General features: G+C 55.5%; 20 protein-coding genes. 11 read left to right on the forward strand and 9 right to left on the reverse strand.

What is annotated here, in order from left to right:
- Positions 1-10: 10 nt before the first annotated feature.
- The 4 genes from fdhF to ycgZ all read right to left on the reverse strand — a co-directional run bounded on the left by fdhF (position 11) and on the right by ycgZ (position 3,224).
- Entirely contained in the window at positions 11-2,161 is a 2,151-nt protein-coding gene (gene fdhF, locus P349_RS20205; RefSeq protein ID WP_032650983.1) for a formate dehydrogenase subunit alpha, read from the reverse strand.
- 190 nt (positions 2,162-2,351) lie between these two features.
- Positions 2,352-2,630 (reverse strand): biofilm development regulator YmgB/AriR family protein, encoded by a 279-nt coding sequence (locus P349_RS20200; protein ID WP_023617825.1) that lies wholly within the window; start codon positions 2,628-2,630, stop codon positions 2,352-2,354.
- A 29-nt stretch (positions 2,631-2,659) separates the two neighbouring features.
- The gene (locus P349_RS0124070) at positions 2,660-2,980 is read right to left on the reverse strand and encodes a hypothetical protein (protein ID WP_032650984.1); all 321 of its coding nucleotides are present in this window, start codon (positions 2,978-2,980) and stop codon (positions 2,660-2,662) included.
- Between the two features lie 4 nt (positions 2,981-2,984).
- On the reverse strand, positions 2,985-3,224 hold the full coding sequence (gene ycgZ, locus P349_RS20195) for a regulatory protein YcgZ (RefSeq protein ID WP_024909397.1): 240 nt from the start codon (positions 3,222-3,224) through the stop codon (positions 2,985-2,987).
- A 338-nt stretch (positions 3,225-3,562) separates the two neighbouring features.
- Here ycgZ and P349_RS20190 point away from each other — a divergent pair, with 338 nt between their 5' ends.
- From P349_RS20190 to ldtE, 9 genes are all read left to right on the forward strand, one after another.
- Entirely contained in the window at positions 3,563-4,786 is a 1,224-nt protein-coding gene (locus P349_RS20190; RefSeq protein WP_032650987.1) for a diguanylate phosphodiesterase, read from the forward strand.
- A gap of 185 nt (positions 4,787-4,971) precedes the next feature.
- Positions 4,972-5,700: a MerR family transcriptional regulator gene (locus P349_RS20185; protein WP_032650989.1), complete on the forward strand. Its 729-nt coding sequence runs from the start codon at positions 4,972-4,974 to the stop codon at positions 5,698-5,700.
- 313 nt (positions 5,701-6,013) lie between these two features.
- Positions 6,014-6,382, forward strand: a complete 369-nt coding sequence (gene sufA / locus P349_RS20180; RefSeq protein WP_008500631.1) for a Fe-S cluster assembly scaffold SufA — start codon at positions 6,014-6,016, stop codon at positions 6,380-6,382.
- A gap of 8 nt (positions 6,383-6,390) precedes the next feature.
- The gene (gene sufB / locus P349_RS20175; RefSeq protein WP_024909392.1) at positions 6,391-7,881 is read left to right on the forward strand and encodes a Fe-S cluster assembly protein SufB; all 1,491 of its coding nucleotides are present in this window, start codon (positions 6,391-6,393) and stop codon (positions 7,879-7,881) included.
- Positions 7,882-7,890: 9 nt separating this feature from the next.
- A complete protein-coding gene (gene sufC / locus P349_RS20170; protein WP_032650991.1) occupies positions 7,891-8,637 on the forward strand; it encodes a Fe-S cluster assembly ATPase SufC in 747 nt (248 codons plus the stop codon).
- On the forward strand, positions 8,612-9,883 hold the full coding sequence (sufD, locus tag P349_RS20165; protein WP_032650993.1) for a Fe-S cluster assembly protein SufD: 1,272 nt from the start codon (positions 8,612-8,614) through the stop codon (positions 9,881-9,883). The genes sufC and sufD overlap by 26 nt, the downstream gene beginning before the upstream one ends.
- Positions 9,880-11,100, forward strand: coding sequence for a cysteine desulfurase SufS (sufS, locus tag P349_RS20160; protein ID WP_032650994.1), 1,221 nt, complete (start codon positions 9,880-9,882; stop codon positions 11,098-11,100). Before sufD ends, sufS begins: the two co-directional genes overlap by 4 nt.
- Positions 11,101-11,114: 14 nt before the next feature.
- Entirely contained in the window at positions 11,115-11,531 is a 417-nt protein-coding gene (gene sufE, locus P349_RS20155) for a cysteine desulfuration protein SufE (RefSeq protein WP_032650996.1), read from the forward strand.
- 97 nt (positions 11,532-11,628) lie between these two features.
- Positions 11,629-12,642: a L,D-transpeptidase LdtE gene (gene ldtE, locus P349_RS20150; RefSeq protein ID WP_032650998.1), complete on the forward strand. Its 1,014-nt coding sequence runs from the start codon at positions 11,629-11,631 to the stop codon at positions 12,640-12,642.
- Positions 12,643-12,702: 60 nt separating this feature from the next.
- Here ldtE and lpp read toward each other — a convergent pair whose 3' ends face one another.
- The 5 genes from lpp to P349_RS20130 form a co-directional block, all read right to left on the reverse strand.
- The gene (gene lpp / locus P349_RS20145) at positions 12,703-12,939 is read right to left on the reverse strand and encodes a murein lipoprotein Lpp (protein WP_001082307.1); all 237 of its coding nucleotides are present in this window, start codon (positions 12,937-12,939) and stop codon (positions 12,703-12,705) included.
- 309 nt (positions 12,940-13,248) lie between these two features.
- Positions 13,249-14,670, reverse strand: coding sequence for a pyruvate kinase PykF (gene pykF / locus P349_RS20140; RefSeq protein WP_024909386.1), 1,422 nt, complete (start codon positions 14,668-14,670; stop codon positions 13,249-13,251).
- 7 nt (positions 14,671-14,677) lie between these two features.
- Complete coding sequence (gene ynhH, locus P349_RS26995; protein WP_443112201.1) at positions 14,678-14,872, reverse strand: protein YnhH; 195 nt, start codon at positions 14,870-14,872, stop codon at positions 14,678-14,680.
- 175 nt (positions 14,873-15,047) lie between these two features.
- The gene (locus P349_RS20135; protein ID WP_024909385.1) at positions 15,048-16,193 is read right to left on the reverse strand and encodes a trans-sulfuration enzyme family protein; all 1,146 of its coding nucleotides are present in this window, start codon (positions 16,191-16,193) and stop codon (positions 15,048-15,050) included.
- Between the two features lie 11 nt (positions 16,194-16,204).
- A complete protein-coding gene (locus P349_RS20130) occupies positions 16,205-17,575 on the reverse strand; it encodes a pyridoxal-phosphate dependent enzyme (RefSeq protein ID WP_032651000.1) in 1,371 nt (456 codons plus the stop codon).
- Between the two features lie 400 nt (positions 17,576-17,975).
- On the opposite strand from P349_RS20130, the gene P349_RS20125 reads away from it, so the two are divergent.
- Both P349_RS20125 and P349_RS20120 read left to right on the forward strand, forming a co-directional pair.
- Complete coding sequence (locus P349_RS20125) at positions 17,976-18,998, forward strand: methionine ABC transporter ATP-binding protein (RefSeq protein WP_032651001.1); 1,023 nt, start codon at positions 17,976-17,978, stop codon at positions 18,996-18,998.
- Positions 18,991-19,659 (forward strand): methionine ABC transporter permease, encoded by a 669-nt coding sequence (locus tag P349_RS20120; protein WP_024909382.1) that lies wholly within the window; start codon positions 18,991-18,993, stop codon positions 19,657-19,659. The genes P349_RS20125 and P349_RS20120 overlap by 8 nt, the downstream gene beginning before the upstream one ends.
- Positions 19,660-19,681 lie beyond the last annotated feature (22 nt).

A 19,681-nucleotide genomic window follows, 5' to 3' on the forward strand; every position in this document is an offset into this window, starting at 1 on the left:
GATATTTTCTTCAGACATTCACCGCACTAATCAGCCGCGATTTCATGGACTGATACGCCGACGCGGCATAGTCCTCCGCCCAGCGCTGGTCCTCAATCGCCTCCAGCTGCACCGCGCAGTACTTCGTTTCCGGCGTTTTGGAGATGGGATCGAGATTATCCTGGGTCAGCTCGTTGCAGGCGCCAATCCACCACTGATAGGTCATATAAACCGCGCCCTTGTTGATACGCTCGCTGATGCTGGCGCGGGTAATCACTTTGCCGCGACGTGAACGTACCCAGACCAGTTGACCCTCCTTGATGCCCAGTTTTTCCGCATCGGCCGGGTGCATTTGCACCCGACCCGGCTCGTCGGCCAGGCTCTGCAGCGCAGCGCAGTTCCCGGTCATCGAGCGGCAGGAGTAGTGTCCCACCTCGCGTACCGTACACAACACCAGCGGGAAATCTGCATCCGGGGTTTCCGCCGGCGCGCGCCACGGTGCGGCAAAGAGCTGCCCTTTACCGGTTGGGGTATCGAACTGATTGTCTTTGTACAGGTAAGGCGTGCCCGGATGATCCAGCGTCGGGCACGGCCACTGCACGTGGCCCATCTCGCCCATTTTTTCATACGTCACGCCGAAGAAGAGCGGGCACAGCTCGCGCATCTCATCCCAGATCTGCTGGTTGGAGTCATAATGCATCGGGTAGCCCATCTCGGTGGCGAGCAGGCTGATGATCTCCCAGTCGCGCTTCACGTTGCCGCTGGCCTCAATGGCTTTGCCGAAACGCTGGAACCCGCGATCGGCACAGGTAAAGACGCCGCCGTGCTCACCCCAGGAGGTGGCAGGGAGCAGAACGTCCGCCACTTCTGCCGTTTTGGTCATAAAGATGTCCTGAACCACAACAAAGTCGAGCGCCTCAAAACCGCTGCGAACGAGACCGAGGTCGGCCTCGGTCTGAAGCGGATCTTCCCCCATGATGTAGTAGGCCTTGACCTTGCCTTCCAGCGCCAGATGAGGCACCTCGGTAATGCGCGTCCCTACCCGATCGTCCATTTTATTGACGTCAATCCCCCAGGCGTCGGCGAACTTCTGCCTGACCGCCTGATCGGTCACATCCTGATAGCCGGGGAACATATTCGGCAGTACGCCCATATCGCAGGCACCCTGGACGTTATTTTGACCGCGCACCGGCCCGACGCCGACGGCAGGGCGACCGAGATTACCGGTCAGCAGCGCCAGGCTGGAAAGCCCTCTGACCACATCCACAGCCTGACCAAACTGGGTCACGCCCATACCCCACATCACGGTGGCGGAAGGGGCCGCCGCGAAGGTGCGCATCGCCTGGCGAACGTCGCGGGCGGGAATGCCGGTAAGATGCTCAACCTTCTCCGGGGCATAGTCTTTCACCGTCTGGCGGTAGGCCTCAAGCCCCTCCGTAAAGCGCGCCACGTAGCTTTTGTCGTACAACTCCTCTTCCAGCAGCACGTAGCCGAAGGCGTTCACCAGCGCCATGTTGCTGCCGTTTTTCAGCTGCAGATGCTGGTCGGCGATGCGCGCCGTTTCGATGCGCCGCGGATCGCAAACGATAATTTTCGCGCCGTTTTCACGCGCTTTCAGCACGCGCCGGGCGACGATAGGGTGGGAGTCCGCGCAGTTATAGCCAAACACCAGCAGACATTTTGAGTTTTCAATATCGTTGATGGAGTTGCTCATGGCGCCGTTGCCGAGCGTTTCCTGTAAACCGGCCACGGAAGGGCCATGACAGACGCGCGCGCAGCAGTCCACGTTGTTGGTGTTCAGCACCGCGCGGGCAAATTTTTGCATCACATAGTTTGTTTCATTGCCGGTTCCGCGGGAGGAGCCGGTGGTCATGATCGACCGGGGCCCGTGCTGCGCTTTAATGCTGCTGAGCCTGTGGGCGGTATAGCGGATTACCTCTTCCCAGGTTACGGGGGTGAATGCCTCACCTTTGTGGTAGCGGATCATCGGCTGGGTCAGGCGAGGGGTGAGCAGACGGGTATCGTTAAGGAAGTCCCAGCCGTAAAAGCCTTTCAGACATAGGGTGCCCTGGTTTGTGACGCCCTCTGCCGCTTCGGCACGGATGATACGGTTATTTTCAACGACAAGGTTTAATTTACAGCCTGCACCGCAGTAGGGGCAGACGCTGGCGATCTTTTTCATCAATAACAGACCTGTTAAGAAATGAAGCAAAGTTGACTGGAAAACCCAGTCCCGTAAACGGTGTTAAGCAGGAACCGTGCCAGGTTGGCTTTGCTGGTTTTACAGGGTGTTAAGCGGGAAAGACGCGTGTCATCGTCAGGCCGATCGTCAGTTTTGACGATGACACGTTAGGGGCGTAGCGAGCAGGAGCTTAGAGATCGTCCATCGTGTAACCCACCACGATTTCCAGCGTCTTACGAATCACATCCGCCTGAACCACGTCGTTAGTGGCTTCCAGCGTCTGAATGAGCCAGAGGATGATCGCTTTATTGGACAGATGACCTTCGGAGGCCAGAACACAGCGTACTGCAGTAGAAAAAACAGCGGACTCTTCAGCAAAACGATCGCCTGCGTGACGGAAATATTCCGACAGCGCACTGTCTAAAAAAGCAGAATGGTATTCGGGTTGAAGCTGAATATTTTGTCTCATTTGTTCTCACCGTAGCTGTTAAATTGCAGTCAATGTATTTTTTTGGGGTCGGACGGTTTTCCACTTCCAAATAACGGCACTACATTGTCTCGGTTATCGTTGAGAGGTCCCTCTCTGTTCGTTCGTCCTTGCGCGGTTCTGCGACGTGTAAAGGCGATGCTGTTTGAGCCGATATCGGCAATCACCACCGCAAGTGTCTCCCGCCGCCGGGGATCCTTTTCATGCTCTTTCATTACCCGCAGACGCTGCAGCAATCCTTCGGTTGTCACTGGCCCCCGCTCTTTCAGAAGAGAAAGAACGGCTTCACCGATAAGCGTGTCGATCAGTCGGTCTGCGTCACTGCTATTCATCACGTTACCGTTCGAAGAGCAGACCAAGCAGCATGTGGTAATGCTCTTCCTCTTCCGGGCCATCGGCCTTTTCGAGGCGGCTGAGCAGTTTGGTACAGAGCGATTTGCGATTAAGGTTTCGCCCGTCGCTGAGAATTTCTACAACCACCTGGCCCAGCGTCTCCTGCTGGGTAGGGAGCGCGGCTTTTTCGAAGTACTGCGCGATTGCTGCTGCGGAATCTGTGGCGTAACCTTTCTGCTGCATGTTTCGCTCCTGTAAAATTTTGTAATCACTAACGTTACAATTAAGGTATACACAATTCCTAAATCTGTACATATAAAATGTACAGATTTTTAATGTTTTTATGATATATTTTATAAATCACTTTATTTTCATTGTGTTACTGACTTGTCATGAATCGGTAATGTGACAGGATATATTGTACAAAAAGGTCGGGCGCTGGTAAGTTATACAATCGAGAAGAACGGTCCCATCAACTGCCGTAAATGATTGAGATGTAAATTATTTGTCAGGCAATTAATGTGCTATAAGTGAAAATTACCCACGTCTACTGTGGCCAAAACCCTAACCCCAGGAAAAGCATGCTCACAACCATCATTTACCGCAGTCATATCTGCGAGGACGTTCCGGTGAAAGCGCTGGAATCAATGGTCGCTGCTGCAAATCGTAAAAATCGGCAATCCAATGTCACGGGGATCTTGCTGTTTAACGGCACACACTTTTTTCAATTGCTTGAAGGGCCGGTGGAGCAGGTTTCTGCTATCTATGAGCAGATCTGCAACGACCCGCGCCACCATAACGTGGTCGAGTTAATGCGCGATCACGGCCCTGTCCGGCGTTTTGGCAACGTGGGCATGGAGCTTTTTGACTTGCGCCACTTCGACAGGGACGAGGTACTGCAGCAGGTGCTCAATAAGGGGACGACACGCTACCAGTTGACCTATAACGACCGCCCGCTGCAGTTTTTCCGCACCTTTGTTGAGGCCACGGAAAAAGCGAACTATTTTGAACTGCCGCCTGCGGATTCCTGGGAATTCGTTCGCGAAGAAACGCGCCTGTCCGCGCAGCCCGAAGTGGTTGCGAAAGGGGCGGATTGCAGCTTTGCGTTCCAGCCGATAGTCGACCCGTTTATGCAGCAGGTTGTCTCCTGGGAGGCGCTTCTGCGCACTCCTGACGGTGACTCACCGGGGGCCTATTTCGCCAGCCGCCCGCGTGACGAAGTGTACACGTCTGATTTGCAAAGCAAGCAGGTGGCACTTTCTATGGCCAGCGCGCTGGGGCTACAGGACCAGACGTTATCCCTGAACCTGCTGCCCATGACGCTGGTCAACATTCCCAACGCCGTGGATTTCCTGCTCACCGCGATTGAGGCAAATGGGTTTGTACCCGAACAAATCGTGGTGGAGTTTACCGAGAGCGAAGCTATATCTCGTTTTGATGAATTCACGGATTCGGTCAGGCAGCTAAAAAGCGCGGGTATCAGCGTGACGATCGATCACTTTGGTGCCGGTTTTGCCGGGCTGCAGCTGCTGGCCCAGTTCCAGCCGGACAGAATTAAGATTAATCGCGATCTGGTCGCGAACGTGCATAAAAGTGGCCCCCGACAGGCCATTATTCAGGCGATTATCAAATGCTGTTCCTCGCTTGAGATCCAGTTCTGCGCTGTTGGGGTAGAGAAGGCGGAAGAGTGGATGTGGCTGGAGTCCGCGGGGATTTCCCAGTTCCAGGGACATCTTTTTGCTAGCCCACGACACGGGGGTATTCCCGCGATTGCGTGGCCGGAGAAAAAGTTCGACTTCGGATAAAGCTGTACACAATCCGGCAGACTTAACTGTACGAACGGCAAATTTTATACAACAATGTATTAACAGGTGGATGGAAAAGAACCCCGTTCACCCGTTCAAAATGCGGTCTTAGTTATACAAATGATGTGTACAATCTGATAAGGTTGGTGCAGTTAGGTATGGAAGTTCTGAGCGTGAGGGAGTTAATGGCCTATTACAGTATCGGCGAAGTGGCCGAACGATGCGGTATCAACCCCGTTACGCTGCGTGCCTGGCAGCGCCGTTATGGATTATTGAAGCCGCAGCGCAGTGAAGGGGGTCATCGTCAGTTTGACGATGAAGATATCCTGCGCATTGAAGAGATCAAACGCCTGATGAAAAGCGGCGTTTCGGTCGGAAAAGTTAAAGCCTTGCTGGAAAACAAGGAAGTGCTGACGCAGGGCAACTGGGTCTCATTCCAGGAAGAGATGATGACCGTTCTGCGCTACGCCAGTCCTGCAAAGCTGCGGGCCAAAATAGGTGAATTCCGCCGCGATCACGCGATGGATGCGCTGATTGACAATATTATCTCTCCCGTCCGTCAGCGTATGAACCAGGATCAAAATACCGTGCGTCACATGGCGAGCCTGTTTGACGGCGTACTGATCGAGTTTGCGATTGCAAGCCTGGCGGAGTCCCGCAAAAAAGCCGGCAAAGACGCGCTCCTGATTGGCTGGGAATGTGATGACCGCACCCACCTGTGGCTGGAAGCCGCGCGCCTGTCGCAAAAGGGCTGGCACATTGACGTGCTGGCAGAGCCCATTGACTCGCCGCGTCCTGAACTCTTCCCGGGACAAAAAATCTTTGTCTGGACGGGGAAATCCCCAACGCCTCGCCAGCAGGAACAGCTTGACCACTGGCGTGAGCAGGGGTTTGCTGTCTCATTTCATCACTGAGTGTAAGAGGCCTTGAGGGCCTTTTTTTGTTTTTGTCACTTTCTGTGCAAAAGCTATCTCAAAAATAGGCATTTCCGATGCATATTTTACTTTTCTCCTCTCCGTCAAAAATTCCACAACGAAATGCATTATTAATCAATGCATTGAACAATTAAATCCATCCTGCCTGCATCCTGCCACAGGGTCTATGCTTAATAAAAGTAGGCAAAAAGGGCGGTTTAGCCGAATGCCCCTGCTGACAGAGGGTTGAAGTGATAATCGTTATCACTAACATGGTGTTATGCCCTGATGGCTTATCAGATGAGGTGGACCTATGGAACTGCATTCAGAAACCTTTAATCCAGCCGATTTTGCCTGGCGCGGGTTAACGCTCACGCCAGCGGCGGCGGCACATATTCACGAGCTGGTGGCGAAAAAGCCCGAGATCCTCGGCGTGCGTTTGGGTGTCAAACAGACCGGTTGCGCAGGTTTTGGCTACGTGCTCGATACCGTCACCGAACCCGAGAAAGATGACCTGGTATTCGAGACCGACGGCGCGAAACTGTACGTCGCGCTGCAGGCCATGCCGTTTATTGACGGTACCGAAGTGGACTACGTCCGCGAAGGCTTAAACCAGTTATTCAAATTTCATAACCCGAAAGCCCAGAACGAATGCGGCTGCGGCGAAAGCTTTGGGGTATAGGCGGAACTATGTCTCGTAATACTGAAGCAACGAGTGAAGTAAATACCTGGAGCGGTGGGCACCTCAACTATAAAGAGGGGTTCTTCACCCAGCTGCAGACCGATGAGCTGGCAAAAGGCATTAATGAAGATGTCGTGCGGGCGATCTCGGCGAAACGTAACGAGCCGGAGTGGATGCTGGAGTTTCGCCTGAGCGCCTTCCGTGCCTGGCTGGAAATGGAAGAGCCGCACTGGCTGAAAGCGCATTATGACAAGCTGAACTATCAGGATTACAGCTACTACTCTGCGCCCTCCTGCGGCAGCTGTGACGACACCTGCGCCTCGCAGCCCGGCGCGGTGCAGCAAACCGGCGCGGAGAACAGCTTTCTGAGCAAAGAGGTGGAAGAAGCCTTTAATCAGCTGGGCGTGCCCGTGCGTGAGGGGAAAGAGGTGGCGGTGGACGCCATTTTCGACTCCGTCTCGGTGGCAACCACCTACCGCGAGAAGCTGGCAGAGCAGGGGATCATCTTCTGCTCCTTCGGCGAAGCGATTCACGATCATCCGGAACTGGTGAAAAAGTACATCGGGACCGTAGTGCCTTCAAACGATAACTTCTTTGCAGCGCTTAACGCGGCGGTGGCCTCGGACGGCACCTTTATCTACGTGCCGAAAGGCGTGCGCTGTCCGATGGAGCTTTCCACCTATTTCCGCATCAATGCCGAAAAAACCGGCCAGTTCGAACGCACGATTCTGGTCGCAGATGAAGGCAGCTACGTCAGCTATATAGAAGGGTGCTCCGCCCCGGTCCGCGACAGCTACCAGCTGCACGCGGCGGTGGTGGAGGTCATCATCCACAAAGATGCCGAGGTGAAATACTCCACGGTGCAAAACTGGTTCCCGGGCGACGGCAATACCGGCGGTATTCTGAACTTCGTCACCAAGCGCGCGCTCTGTGAAGGCGAAAACAGCAAGATGTCGTGGACCCAGTCCGAAACCGGCTCGGCCATCACCTGGAAATACCCGAGCTGCATTCTGCGCGGGGATAACTCCATCGGCGAGTTTTACTCGGTGGCGCTCACCAGCGGCCATCAGCAGGCCGATACCGGCACCAAGATGATCCACATTGGTAAAAACACCAAATCGACCATTATCTCGAAAGGCATCTCCGCCGGTCACAGCCAGAACAGCTATCGCGGGCTGGTGAAAATCATGCCGACGGCCACCAATGCGCGAAACTTCACCCAGTGTGACTCGATGCTGATTGGCGCAGATTGCGGGGCGCATACCTTCCCGTACGTCGAATGCCGTAATAACACGGCCCAGTTGGAGCACGAGGCGACCACGTCGCGGATAGGGGAAGATCAGCTCTTCTACTGCCTGCAGCGCGGGATCAGCGAAGAAGACGCCATCTCGATGATCGTTAACGGCTTCTGTAAGGATGTGTTCTCTGAACTGCCGCTGGAATTTGCCGTTGAAGCCCAGAAACTCCTCGCCATTAGTCTTGAACACAGCGTCGGTTAAGGAAAGCACATGTTAAGCATTAAAGATTTACAGGTCAGCGTAGAAGACAAAGCCATCCTGCGTGGCCTCAATTTTGACGTCAAGCCGGGGGAAGTCCACGCCATCATGGGGCCGAACGGTTCCGGGAAAAGTACCCTTTCTGCGACGCTGGCGGGGCGCGAAGATTATGAGGTGACCCACGGCTCGGTCGAGTTTAACGGCAAAGATCTGCTGGAGATGTCGCCGGAAGACCGTGCGGGCGAGGGCATCTTTATGGCCTTCCAGTACCCGGTCGAAATTCCGGGCGTCAGCAACCAGTTCTTCCTGCAGACGGCGCTGAATGCGGTGCGTAAGTATCGTGGGCTGGAGGCGCTGGACCGCTTCGACTTCCAGGATCTGATGGAAGAGAAGATTAAGCTGCTGAAAATGCCGGAAGATCTGCTGATCCGCTCGGTGAACGTTGGTTTTTCCGGCGGTGAGAAAAAGCGTAACGATATTCTGCAGATGGCGGTTCTGGAACCCGAGCTGTGCATTCTGGATGAGACCGACTCCGGTCTGGACATCGATGCCCTGAAGATTGTCGCTGACGGAGTGAACTCCCTGCGCGACGGCAAGCGCTCGTTCATTATCGTCACCCACTACCAGCGCATTCTGGACTACATCAAGCCGGATTACGTCCACGTGCTTTACCAGGGACGTATTGTGAAATCCGGTGATTTCACGCTGGTTAAACAACTGGAGGAGCAGGGTTATGGCTGGCTTACCGAACAGCAGTAATGCGCTCCAGCAGTGGCACCGGCTGTTTGAAGCCCAGGGGGGCACGCGCTCCGAGCAGGCGCAGCAGCATCTCCAGCAAATGCTGCGTCTCGGGTTGCCGACGCGTAAGCACGAGAACTGGAAATACACCCCGCTTGATGGCCTTCTGAACGCCGAGTTTGTGACTCGTCTGGCGGATCTCACCCCAGTACAGCGCGACGCGCTGGCCTTGCGTGTCGATGCCCTGCGCCTGGTGTTCGTCGACGGTCAGTTCCGTCCGGAACTGAGCGACACGGTTCAGGAGAGCGGCTTTGAGATTGAGATAAACGACGATCGCCAGCGCCTGAGCGCCCCGGTTCAGCCTGAGGTCTTCCTGCACCTGACCGAGAGTCTGGCCCGCAGCGTGACGCACATCCGCGTGAAGCGTAACCAGCGTCCGGCAAAACCGCTGCTGCTGATGCACATCACTCAGGGGCTGGACGGCGATGAAATCAATACCGCGCACTATCGCCACCATCTGGAGCTGGCGGAGGGGACGGAGGCCACGGTCATCGAACATTACGTCAGCCTCAATGAGACGCGTCACTTTACCGGGTCGCGTCTGACGATGAATGTTGCCGCGAATGCGCAGCTTCACCATATCAAGCTGGCGTTTGAGAATGCGCAGAGCCACCACTTTGCCCATAACGACATTGTCCTTGGCCAGGATGCCGCGGCGTACAGCCACAGCTTCCTGCTCGGCGGGGCGGTGCTGCGCCACAACACCAGCACGCAGCTTAACGGTGAAAACACCACGCTACGCATCAACAGCCTGGCGATGCCGGTTAAATCGGAAGTGTGCGACACGCGCACCTGGCTGGAGCACAACAAAGGCTACTGCAACAGCCGCCAGCTGCACAAAACCATTGTCAGTGATAAAGGCCGCGCGGTGTTTAACGGACTGATTAACGTGGCCCAGCACGCCATTAAAACCGACGGGCAGATGACCAACAATAATCTGCTGTTAGGCCGCCTTGCGGAAGTGGACACTAAACCGCAGCTGGAGATCTACGCCGACGACGTCAAATGCAGCCACGGTGCGACGGTCGGGCGAATCGACGACGAGCAGATGTTCTACCTGCGCTCGCGCGGCATCGACCAGCAGGCGGCGCAGAAAATGATTATCTACGCGTTTGCCGCCGAACTGACGGAAGCGCTGCACGATGGTCAGTTAAAACTGCAGGTGCTGGATCGGATCGGTCAGCGCCTGCCTGGAGGCGAAGCATGAGTTTTCCCGTCGAGAAAGTACGGGCAGATTTCCCGGTTCTGACCCGTGAAGTAAACGGTCTGCCGCTGGCCTATCTGGACAGCGCGGCCAGCGCACAGAAGCCGAATCAGGTGGTGGATGCGGAAGCCGAGTTTTATCGCCACGGCTATGCCGCCGTGCATCGCGGTATTCATACCCTGAGCGCCGAGGCGACCCAGCGAATGGAAAACGTGCGTACGCAGCTGGCCGCCTTCCTTAACGCCCGCTCGCCGGAAGAACTGGTCTTCGTGCGCGGAACCACCGAAGGGATTAACCTTGTCGCTAACAGCTGGGGCAACGCTCAGGTTCACGCGGGGGATAACATCATCATCACCCAGATGGAGCACCACGCCAATATCGTGCCGTGGCAGATGCTCTGCGAGCGCGTGGGTGCGCAACTGCGGGTGATCCCGTTAAATGCCGACGGGACGCTGCAGCTCGAGCAGCTAGACGCATTGCTTGACGATAAAACGCGGCTGGTGGCGGTCACCCAGGTCTCCAACGTGCTGGGGACGGAAAACCCGGTGGCAGATATCGTCGAAAAGGCCCATCAGGCAGGTGCAAAGGTGCTGATTGACGGTGCCCAGGCGGTGATGCATCACGCGGTTGACGTCCAGGCGCTGGACTGCGATTTCTACGTCTTTTCAGGCCACAAGCTCTACGGGCCGACCGGGATTGGCGTGCTGTATGTGAAAGAAGATATCCTGCAGGCGATGCCGCCGTGGGAAGGGGGCGGGTCGATGATCGCCACCGTCAGCCTGACGGAAGGCACCACCTATGCGCGCGCGCCGTGGCGTTTTGAGGCGGGCACGCCCAACACCGGTGGGATTATCGGTTTAGGAGCGGCGATTTCTTATGTCTCCTCAATCGGCCTTGATAGCATTCAGGAGTACGAACAGCTGCTGATGCACTATGCGCTTGAGGAGCTTGCCGGCGTGCCGGATCTGACCCTCTACGGGCCTGCCGACCGGCAAGGGGTAATCGCGTTCAATCTCGGGAAACATCACGCCTATGACGTGGGCAGTTTCCTCGATAACTACGGCGTGGCGGTCCGTACCGGGCACCACTGCGCCATGCCGCTGATGGCGTTTTACCAGGTACCGGCAATGTGCCGCGCGTCGCTGGTGATGTACAACACAACGGAAGAGGTCGACAGGCTGGTGGCGGGGCTTAAGCGCATTCATCAGCTGCTGGGCTAACAGAGAGGCGAAAGATGGCGGAACTGCCGGACAAAGATAAACTGCTGCGTAACTTCTCGCGTTGCGCAAACTGGGAAGAGAAGTATCTCTATATCATTGAGCTGGGACAGCGCTTGCCGCCGCTCAGCGAAGAGGCGCATACCCCGGAGAACAGTATTCAGGGCTGTCAGAGCCAGGTGTGGATTGTGATGGCGCAGTCGGATGACGGCACTATCGAACTGCACGGCGACAGCGATGCGGCCATTGTAAAAGGGCTTATTGCGGTCGTCTTTATTCTTTATCACCGGATGTCGGCGCAGGATATTGTCGCGTTTGATGTCCGCCCGTGGTTTGAAAAAATGGCCTTGACCCAACACCTCACCCCGTCTCGTTCCCAGGGACTGGAAGCGATGATTCGCGCCATCCGCGCCAAAGCTGCAATCCTTAGCTAGACTTACAGAACAGCATTCATTCTGTTTCGCGAGGTGGTTCCCGCCTCGCTGGTTTTTCAGCTTTCTGGCGTTCTGTCAGTGAATAAGGAATCTCAGCATGAAGCGCGCGTCTCTAATAACTCTATTACTCCTCAGTTCGCTCGGCGCCCTTAATTCGGCCCGCGCGATGGACTATCCGTTGCCGCCCGCAGGCAGTCGTCTGATTGGGCAAAATCAAACCTACACGATACAGGAAGGGGATAATAAGCTGCAGACCATCGCCCGTCGGTTTAATACGGCGGCACAGGTGATCCTGGAAACGAACAATACCATTGCGCCGGTTAACCCTGCGCCGGGAACCGTGATTACCATCCCTTCGCAGATGCTGCTGCCGGACACGCCGCGCGAGGGCATTGTGGTCAACCTCGCTGAGCTTCGGCTCTACTACTTCCCGCCGGGAGAAAACATCGTTCAGGTCTTTCCGCTCGGCATCGGACAGCTGGGGCTGGAAACGCCGGTCACGACCACGCGCGTGAGCCAGAAAATCCCGAATCCCACCTGGACACCTACGCCGGGTATCAGAGCACGCTCTCTGGAGCAGGGAATTAAATTACCTCCGGTGGTGCCTGCCGGGCCAAATAACCCTCTGGGACGCTTCGCACTACGTTTAGGCGTGGGTAATGGGGAATATCTCATCCACGGCACCAGCGCACCGGACAGCGTCGGCCTGCGGGTCAGCTCCGGCTGTATGCGGATGAATGCCCCAGACATTAAAGCCCTGTTCGAACAGGTGCGGGTGGGCACGCGGGTACAGATCATCAATGAACCCGTTAAGTTCTCTGTGGAGCCGGATGGTAAACGCTATATTGAAGTCCACCGCCCGCTGGCGCAGGCTGAGGGAGAAAACCCGCAGGTCTCGCCCATTACCCATTCCGCAGACTTTGCGACCTTTGTTTCTCAGGCGGGAAGCGATAAGGCGCTGATTGATAAAGCCCTGTCACGTCGCGCCGGGATCCCGGTTATCGTGTCGTCAGGCAGCGGCCCGTCAGCCAGCAATAGCGTGTTGTCGGTGCAGAACAGTCGGGTGTCCGCAGCGGTAGCGGAAGATGAAGGGGAGAAGGTGACGCAGTAGTGGTTTGACGCAGGCAAAAAAAATGGCGCACAATGTGCGCCATTTTATTAACAGGTACTATTACTTACGGTATTTAGTAGCCTGGTTGTCCAGACGCTGGTTAGCGCGAGCTGCGTCGTCTTTAGCAGCCTGAACGTCGGAACGCATTGCGTTCACGTCGTTGCTCAGCTGGTCAACTTTAGCGTTCAGAGTCTGAACGTCAGAAGACAGCTGATCGATTTTAGCGTTGCTGGAGCAACCAGCCAGCAGAGTAGAACCCAGGATTACCGCGCCCAGTACCAGTTTAGTACGATTCATTATTAATACCCTCTAGATTGAGTTAATCTCCATGTAGCGTTACAAGTATTACACAAAGTTTTTTGGGTTGAGAATATTTTTTTGATGGGAATACACCTATTTTTGATCGTTCGCTCAAAGAAGCATCGAATCAGCCCTTTTCGGGCAAAAATCTAAGTAAAAAAAGGCATTTATCATCGGATTCATCTTAGATAATTCGCAATTAAATAGAAAAACCCGATTTGCAATTTGAATGACTTTGGCTAATGCGAGGAATAAAAAAAGCGCCCGGCGGGCGCTTTTTATCAAAATTAATTCGTTCGGGAATTATTACAGCACGTGAACAGATGCAGTATTGGTGGTTCCGCTTGGTACCAGCGCACCAGAAACCATGACCACAACGTCACCTTTCTGTGCCAGACCACGATCCACCAGCTCCAGCGCCACTTCTTTACCCAGACGGTAGAAATCATCCGTAGACGCGATCTCTTTCACCAGGTGAGGGATCACGCCTTTGCTCAGCACCAGCTGACGGGCAGTGGTTTCGTTGGTGGTCAGTGCCAGGATAGTCGCATCCGGGAAGTATTTACGCACCGCGCGAGCAGATTTACCGCCCTGGGTGGCAACCACGATCAGTGGTGCTTCCAGTTTCTCAGCCGTTTCTACAGCACCGCGGCATACTGCTTCGGTGATGCGCAGTTTGCGGCTGTCGTTGTTGTAGTCCAGACGGCTTTTCATAACGCGGTCGGTACGTTCGCAGATGGTGGCCATGATGGACACCGCTTCCAGCGGATATTTACCTTTCGCGGATTCGCCGGACAGCATAACGGCATCAGTGCCGTCGAGGATGGCGTTTGCCACGTCGCCTGCTTCAGCGCGGGTTGGGCGTGGGTTTTTGATCATGGAGTCCAGCATCTGCGTTGCGGTGATAACCACTTTACGCGCGCGCACGCATTTCTCGATCATCATCTTCTGCGCGAAGATCACTTCTTCGACCGGGATTTCTACGCCCAGGTCGCCACGTGCAACCATGATGCCGTCAGACGCTTCGAGGATTTCGTCGAAGTTGTTCAGGCCTTCCTGGTTTTCAATTTTGGAGATGATCTGGATCTTCTCGCCGCCGTGGGCTTTCAGGTGCTCACGAATTTCAACCACGTCGGAGCGCTTACGGATGAAGGAGGCAGCAACGAAGTCAACGCCTTGCTCGCAACCGAAGATCAGGTCCTGTTTGTCTTTTTCAGCCAGGGCTGGCAGCGCGATGGAAACGCCCGGCAGGTTAACGCCTTTGTTTTCGCCCAGGTCGCCGTTGTTCAGCACTTTACAGATAACTTTGTTGCCTTCGATCGCGGTGACTTCCATACCGATCAGACCATCGTCTACCAGCACGGTGTTACCGACGGACAGATCGCTGGTGAAGCCTTCGTAGGTCACTGCAACGATTTCGCTGTTGCCGACAACAGTTTTGTCGGTGGTGAAGGTGAAGGTCTGGCCCGCTTTCAGAGAGACGTCGTTACCGCCTTCCAGTTTGATGGTACGGATTTCTGGACCTTTGGTATCCAGCAGGATCGCGGCTTTTTTACCGGTCTTGCTCATTACGTTGCGCAAGTTCTGGATACGCTGACCGTGTTCTGCATAATCACCGTGGGAGAAGTTCAGACGCATCACGTTCATGCCGGCGTCCAGCATTTTGGTCAGCATCTCTTCAGATTCGGTTTTCGGGCCGATAGTACAAACAATTTTCGTCTTTTTCATGACAGTCTTAGTCTTTAAGTTGGGAAGGATATGGAAATCTCGCTCCGGGGGCGCACTGCCGCGGAGTCAAACCTGTGTTGCAAAAGAGTATATGACACGCACTAAGGATAGGAGACATCAAATGAGCGTGCAGAAGAAAGTGTGCCTGAGTGACAGCCCAACGAAGGAGTGGAGAAGTTGTACGTTGTTTTTTGTATTCCAAGCGCTGAAACCATTCACCAGGGATTTGGCGCGCATTATACGCTGATTTTAAGATAAAAGGAAAATGGAAACGGTGTTTCAGAAATAATCTGTGCTGTTTCTCATAATATTGTTATCAAGGCGTTAAGCCATGATGACAACTTGTGGCGGCAGGTGAGGGACCTGCCGCCATTTGCTTATTTCTGCAGCGCCTGGCTGAGGTCGGCAATCAGGTCTTTGGGATCTTCAATCCCGACTGACAGACGGATCAGCTGCGGCACAATGCCGTTTGCCAGACGTTGCTCCAGCGGAATCGAGGCGTGCGTCATGCTGTAAGGCTGACTCACCAGACTCTCCACGCCGCCGAGGCTTTCCGCGAGGGTAAACAGCTTCAGGTTGCGAATCACCTCGGTGGCGCGTTGCGCATCGCCTTTGACCACGACAGAAATCATCCCGCCGGGCAGGGCCATCTGCGTACGGGCAAGCTGATATTGCGGATGTGATTCCAGGCCGGGATAGAACACCTTTTCGACCAGAGGATGCTGATCGAGCCATTGCGCAATCGCCAGCGCGTTGGTGCTGTGCTTTTCGACCCTCAACGCAAGCGTGCGAATACCGCGCAGCGTCAGGAAGCTGCTGAACGGATCCAGTACGCCGCCCACCGCGTTTTGCAGATAGCCCAGCTTATCCGCCAGTTCCTTGTTGTCCCCGACAATCGCCAGCCCGGCCACCACGTCAGAATGGCCGTTAAGGTATTTGGTGGCGGAGTGCACCACAATGTCGAAACCCGACTCCAGCGGACGATGGATCACCGGCGACGCGAAGGTGTTATCCGCCACGCTGATGACATTATGACGACGGGCGATTGCCGCGATGGCCGCCAGATCCGCCAGCTTCAGCAGCGGGTTGGTTGGCGTCTCGACCCACACCATGCGGGTATCCGGGCGAATGGCGGCCTCAAGCCCGGCTAAGTCGTCCGGTTTAACCCAGCTGACCTGCAGGCCGGTGCTGCGCTTGCGCACGTTCTCGATCAGACGGTATGTGCCGCCGTATACGTCATCAATGGCAACGATGTGGCTGTCTTTATCCAGCAGTTCGAGCACCGTGGAGATGGCCGCCAGACCGGAGGCAAAGGCGTAGCCGCGCGTGCCGCCTTCCAGTTCGGCAATCGCCGTTTCCAGCGCATGGCGGGTAGGGTTGCCGCTGCGGGAGTACTCATAGCCGGTATGCTCGCCGGGCGCGGGTTGCGCAAAAGTCGAGGTGGCGTAAATCGGCGGCATGACGGCGCCGTGCTGGTCGTTAAATTCGCCGCTGTGTACGCTGAGGGTGGCCAGATTTTTCATCATTGATTCCTTTATTGCTGAAGACGGTTGCGCCAGGCGGTCAGAACGTCGCTGCGCGTAATCAGACCGAGAAAACGGTCGTTGTCATTAATCACGGCCACCAGACCGCGGTCGAAGATGGCGTTCAGGGCGCTTTCCGGGGCGTGTTTATCCAGGAATTCCACCTGACGCGTCATGGCTGCCGTCACAGGAAGCGCGAAGCGATCGCCGTCGCCGCCGATGTGCCGCAGGAGATCCCACTCGTCGATAATGCCCACCACCTTGCCGTTCTCCAGCACCGGCAGTTGGGAGATGTCATACAGGCGCATCCGCGCCAGGACGGTGGAGAGCGTGTCGTCCGGGGCGGCGGTGACGGTGGCGCCTTCATCGTGGCGCAGGGCAATGTAGTCAGAGAGATCGCCGGCCTGGGGGCGCGTGATGAGTCCCTGCTGTCGCATCCAGTCATCGTTGAACATCTTCGAGAGATATTTATTGCCGCTGTCACAGGCGAAGGTCACCACGCGCTTCGGCGCGGTCTGCGCCTGGCAATACTTCAGCGCGGCCGCCAGCAGCGTGCCGCTGGAGGAGCCCGCCAGAATGCCTTCCGTTTTCAGCAGCTCGCGCGCGGTGGTAAACGCTTCCCGGTCGGTGATACGCCAGGCGCGATTCACCCCTTCAATGTGGGCCAGCGGCGGAATAAAGTCTTCGCCAATACCCTCAACCAGCCAGGAGCCCGCATCGTGGTAGCGTCCGGTCTCCACCTGGTCGGCCAGAACGGAACCGGCCGGATCAGCCAGGACAAACTCCGTGTGCGGAGAGTGCTCGGCGAACCACGCCTGCAGGCCGCCCAGCGTGCCGCCTGAGCCGACGCCCACCACGATGGCGTCGATCCTGCCGTCAAGCTGTTCATACAGTTCCGGCGCTGTGGTGGTGCGGTGCGCCAGCGGGTTGGCTTCGTTATTGAACTGGTCGATGTAAAACGCGCCGGGCAGTTCGTTCGCCAGACGCTGGGCGTAATCCTGGTAATAGGCAGGATGGCCCTTGTTGACGTCGGAGCGGGTCAGTACCACCTGGGCACCCAGCGCCCGCAGGTGGAAAATCTTCTCGCGGCTCATTTTGTCCGGCACCACCAGGATCAGCGAGTAGCCTTTCTGGGCGGCGATCAGGGCCAGACCGAGGCCGGTATTGCCCGCCGTGGCCTCAATAATCGTGCCGCCCGGCTGCAGCTGCCCGGTGCGTTCCGCTTCGTTAATCATCGACAGCGCAACGCGATCCTTAATCGAACCGCCCGGATTCTGGTTCTCCAGCTTCAGGAACAGCGAGCAGGGACCGGTATCAAGCTTATGCAGCTGGATCAGCGGGGTACGACCAATCAGTTCAGTGACGGAGTGATAAATCGTCATGAAGTTTTCCTTTCTGGATGTCATGACGGGATGATAGGGCGGTGAAATTTTCTCAATAAAGAACCATTCACTGCTCTTTAGATCAGAAAGGAATATAAATGTCATTTTTGGAAGTCAGGACAGCAAGACGTAAAGTTGTCTGGATGTGAGGATGGCTATATTGGCATGAAATGCTGAAAAAACGACCGTTTTTCGCAGGCATTCGCCAGCAGATATGCATCCGGCAGATAATCATTGCTGAAATTGGTCTAAATGCATCCCACCCGGTAAATCCGCTGTTTATTTCCGAAAGATATAACAAATTCTTTTTTGTTCATTTAAAAGCTGATAACGCCTGTTTACTATCGTTTGGACATCCATACTGCTAAACCGCCATGGGCGGCACGGATAACGAATAAGAATGATTGTACTGAGCAATATTTCGAAGGTTTTTGACAACGGAAAGATGGCACTCACAGCCGTTGATAACGTCAATTTGACGATAGCACAGGGACAGATATACGGGATTATCGGTTACAGCGGGGCAGGTAAAAGCACGCTGATTCGTCTGCTCAACGGCCTGGAAAAACCCAGCGCCGGTAGCGTCACCATTAATGGACAGGACATTTCGGCGGCAAAAGGTGAAGCGCTGCGTCAGGCGCGCCTGAAAATCAGCATGGTGTTTCAGCACTTCAACCTGCTGTGGTCGCGCACGGTCAGCGAGAATATTGCGTTCTCGATGCAGATTGCCGGCGTGCCGAAAGCAAAAATCACCGCCCGCGTCGCCGAGCTGGTGGAGCTGGTCGGCCTGAAAGGTCGCGAGCATGCCTACCCGTCTCAGCTCAGTGGCGGCCAGAAACAGCGCGTCGGCATCGCCCGCGCGCTGGCCAATAACCCAGACGTGCTGCTCTGCGATGAAGCCACCTCCGCGCTTGACCCGCAGACCACCGATCAGATCCTCGATCTGCTGCTGGATATTAACCGCCGGTTCAAATTGACCATCGTGCTGATCACGCACGAGATGCATGTGGTGCGCAAAATCTGCGACCGCGTGGCGGTGATGGAGAATGGTAAAGTCGTGGAAGAGGGCGACGTGCTGAGCGTCTTTACCCATCCGCAGCAGCCGATTACGCAGCAGTTTGTCCGTCAGGTGAGCCAGTACGCTGAAGAAGAAACGTTCAATACCGAACTGGCAAACGATCTGGAAGGTACGGTCATCAGACTGACCTTTACCGGGCACAGCACGCATAAGCCGATCGTGGGTGAACTGACCCTGCGCTATGGCCTGCCGTTTAACATCCTGCACGGGAAAATGACGCAAACCGCCCACGGCGTGTTTGGCCAGCTCTGGGTACATGTAGTGGCATCCGATGAACAACTGAACAATATCCTCGCCGACCTGAAGCACAGCGATATTGAAGGCGAGGTGATTAAACATGGCTGAGGATCTCTTTCCGCATCTCAAGTGGGACCAGCTCTGGGCGGCGACGCTGGAGACGCTGTACATGACCGCGCTGTCCGGCGTGGCGACTTTTGTACTGGGTATCGTGCTGGGTCTGGCGCTGTTTTTAACCGCGCGCGGCGGGCTGTTCCACAACCGCACGGTCTACAGCGTCATTTCGATTGTGGTGAACGTGTTCCGCTCGATTCCGTTCATCATTCTGATTGTCCTGCTGATCCCGTTCACCAAGACCGTCGTCGGCACCATCCTTGGTGCCAACGCGGCGCTGCCGGCGCTGATTGTGGGTGCCGCACCGTTCTACGCACGCCTGGTGGAGATCGCCCTGCGTGAAGTGGATAAAGGCGTTATAGAAGCAACGCGCTCGATGGGCGCACGACTGAGCACGTTAGTGTTTCGGGTTTTACTGCCGGAATCATCACCTGCACTGGTATCAGGTATTACGGTGACGCTCATTGCGCTGGTGAGCTACAGCGCAATGGCGGGGGTGATTGGCGCCGGTGGTTTGGGAAATCTGGCTTATCTGGAAGGATTCCAGCGCAACCATGGTGACGTCACGCTGGTGGCAACGGTGACCATTTTAATCATCGTTTTCATTATCCAGTTCTGCGGCGATGTCATTACTTCACTGTTAGATAAACGCTAATAAATACACACAGGAACCACAT

This window comes from Enterobacter sp. DC4 (genome assembly GCF_000568095.1).
GTDB classification, from domain to species: Bacteria; Pseudomonadota; Gammaproteobacteria; order Enterobacterales; family Enterobacteriaceae; genus Enterobacter; species Enterobacter pseudoroggenkampii.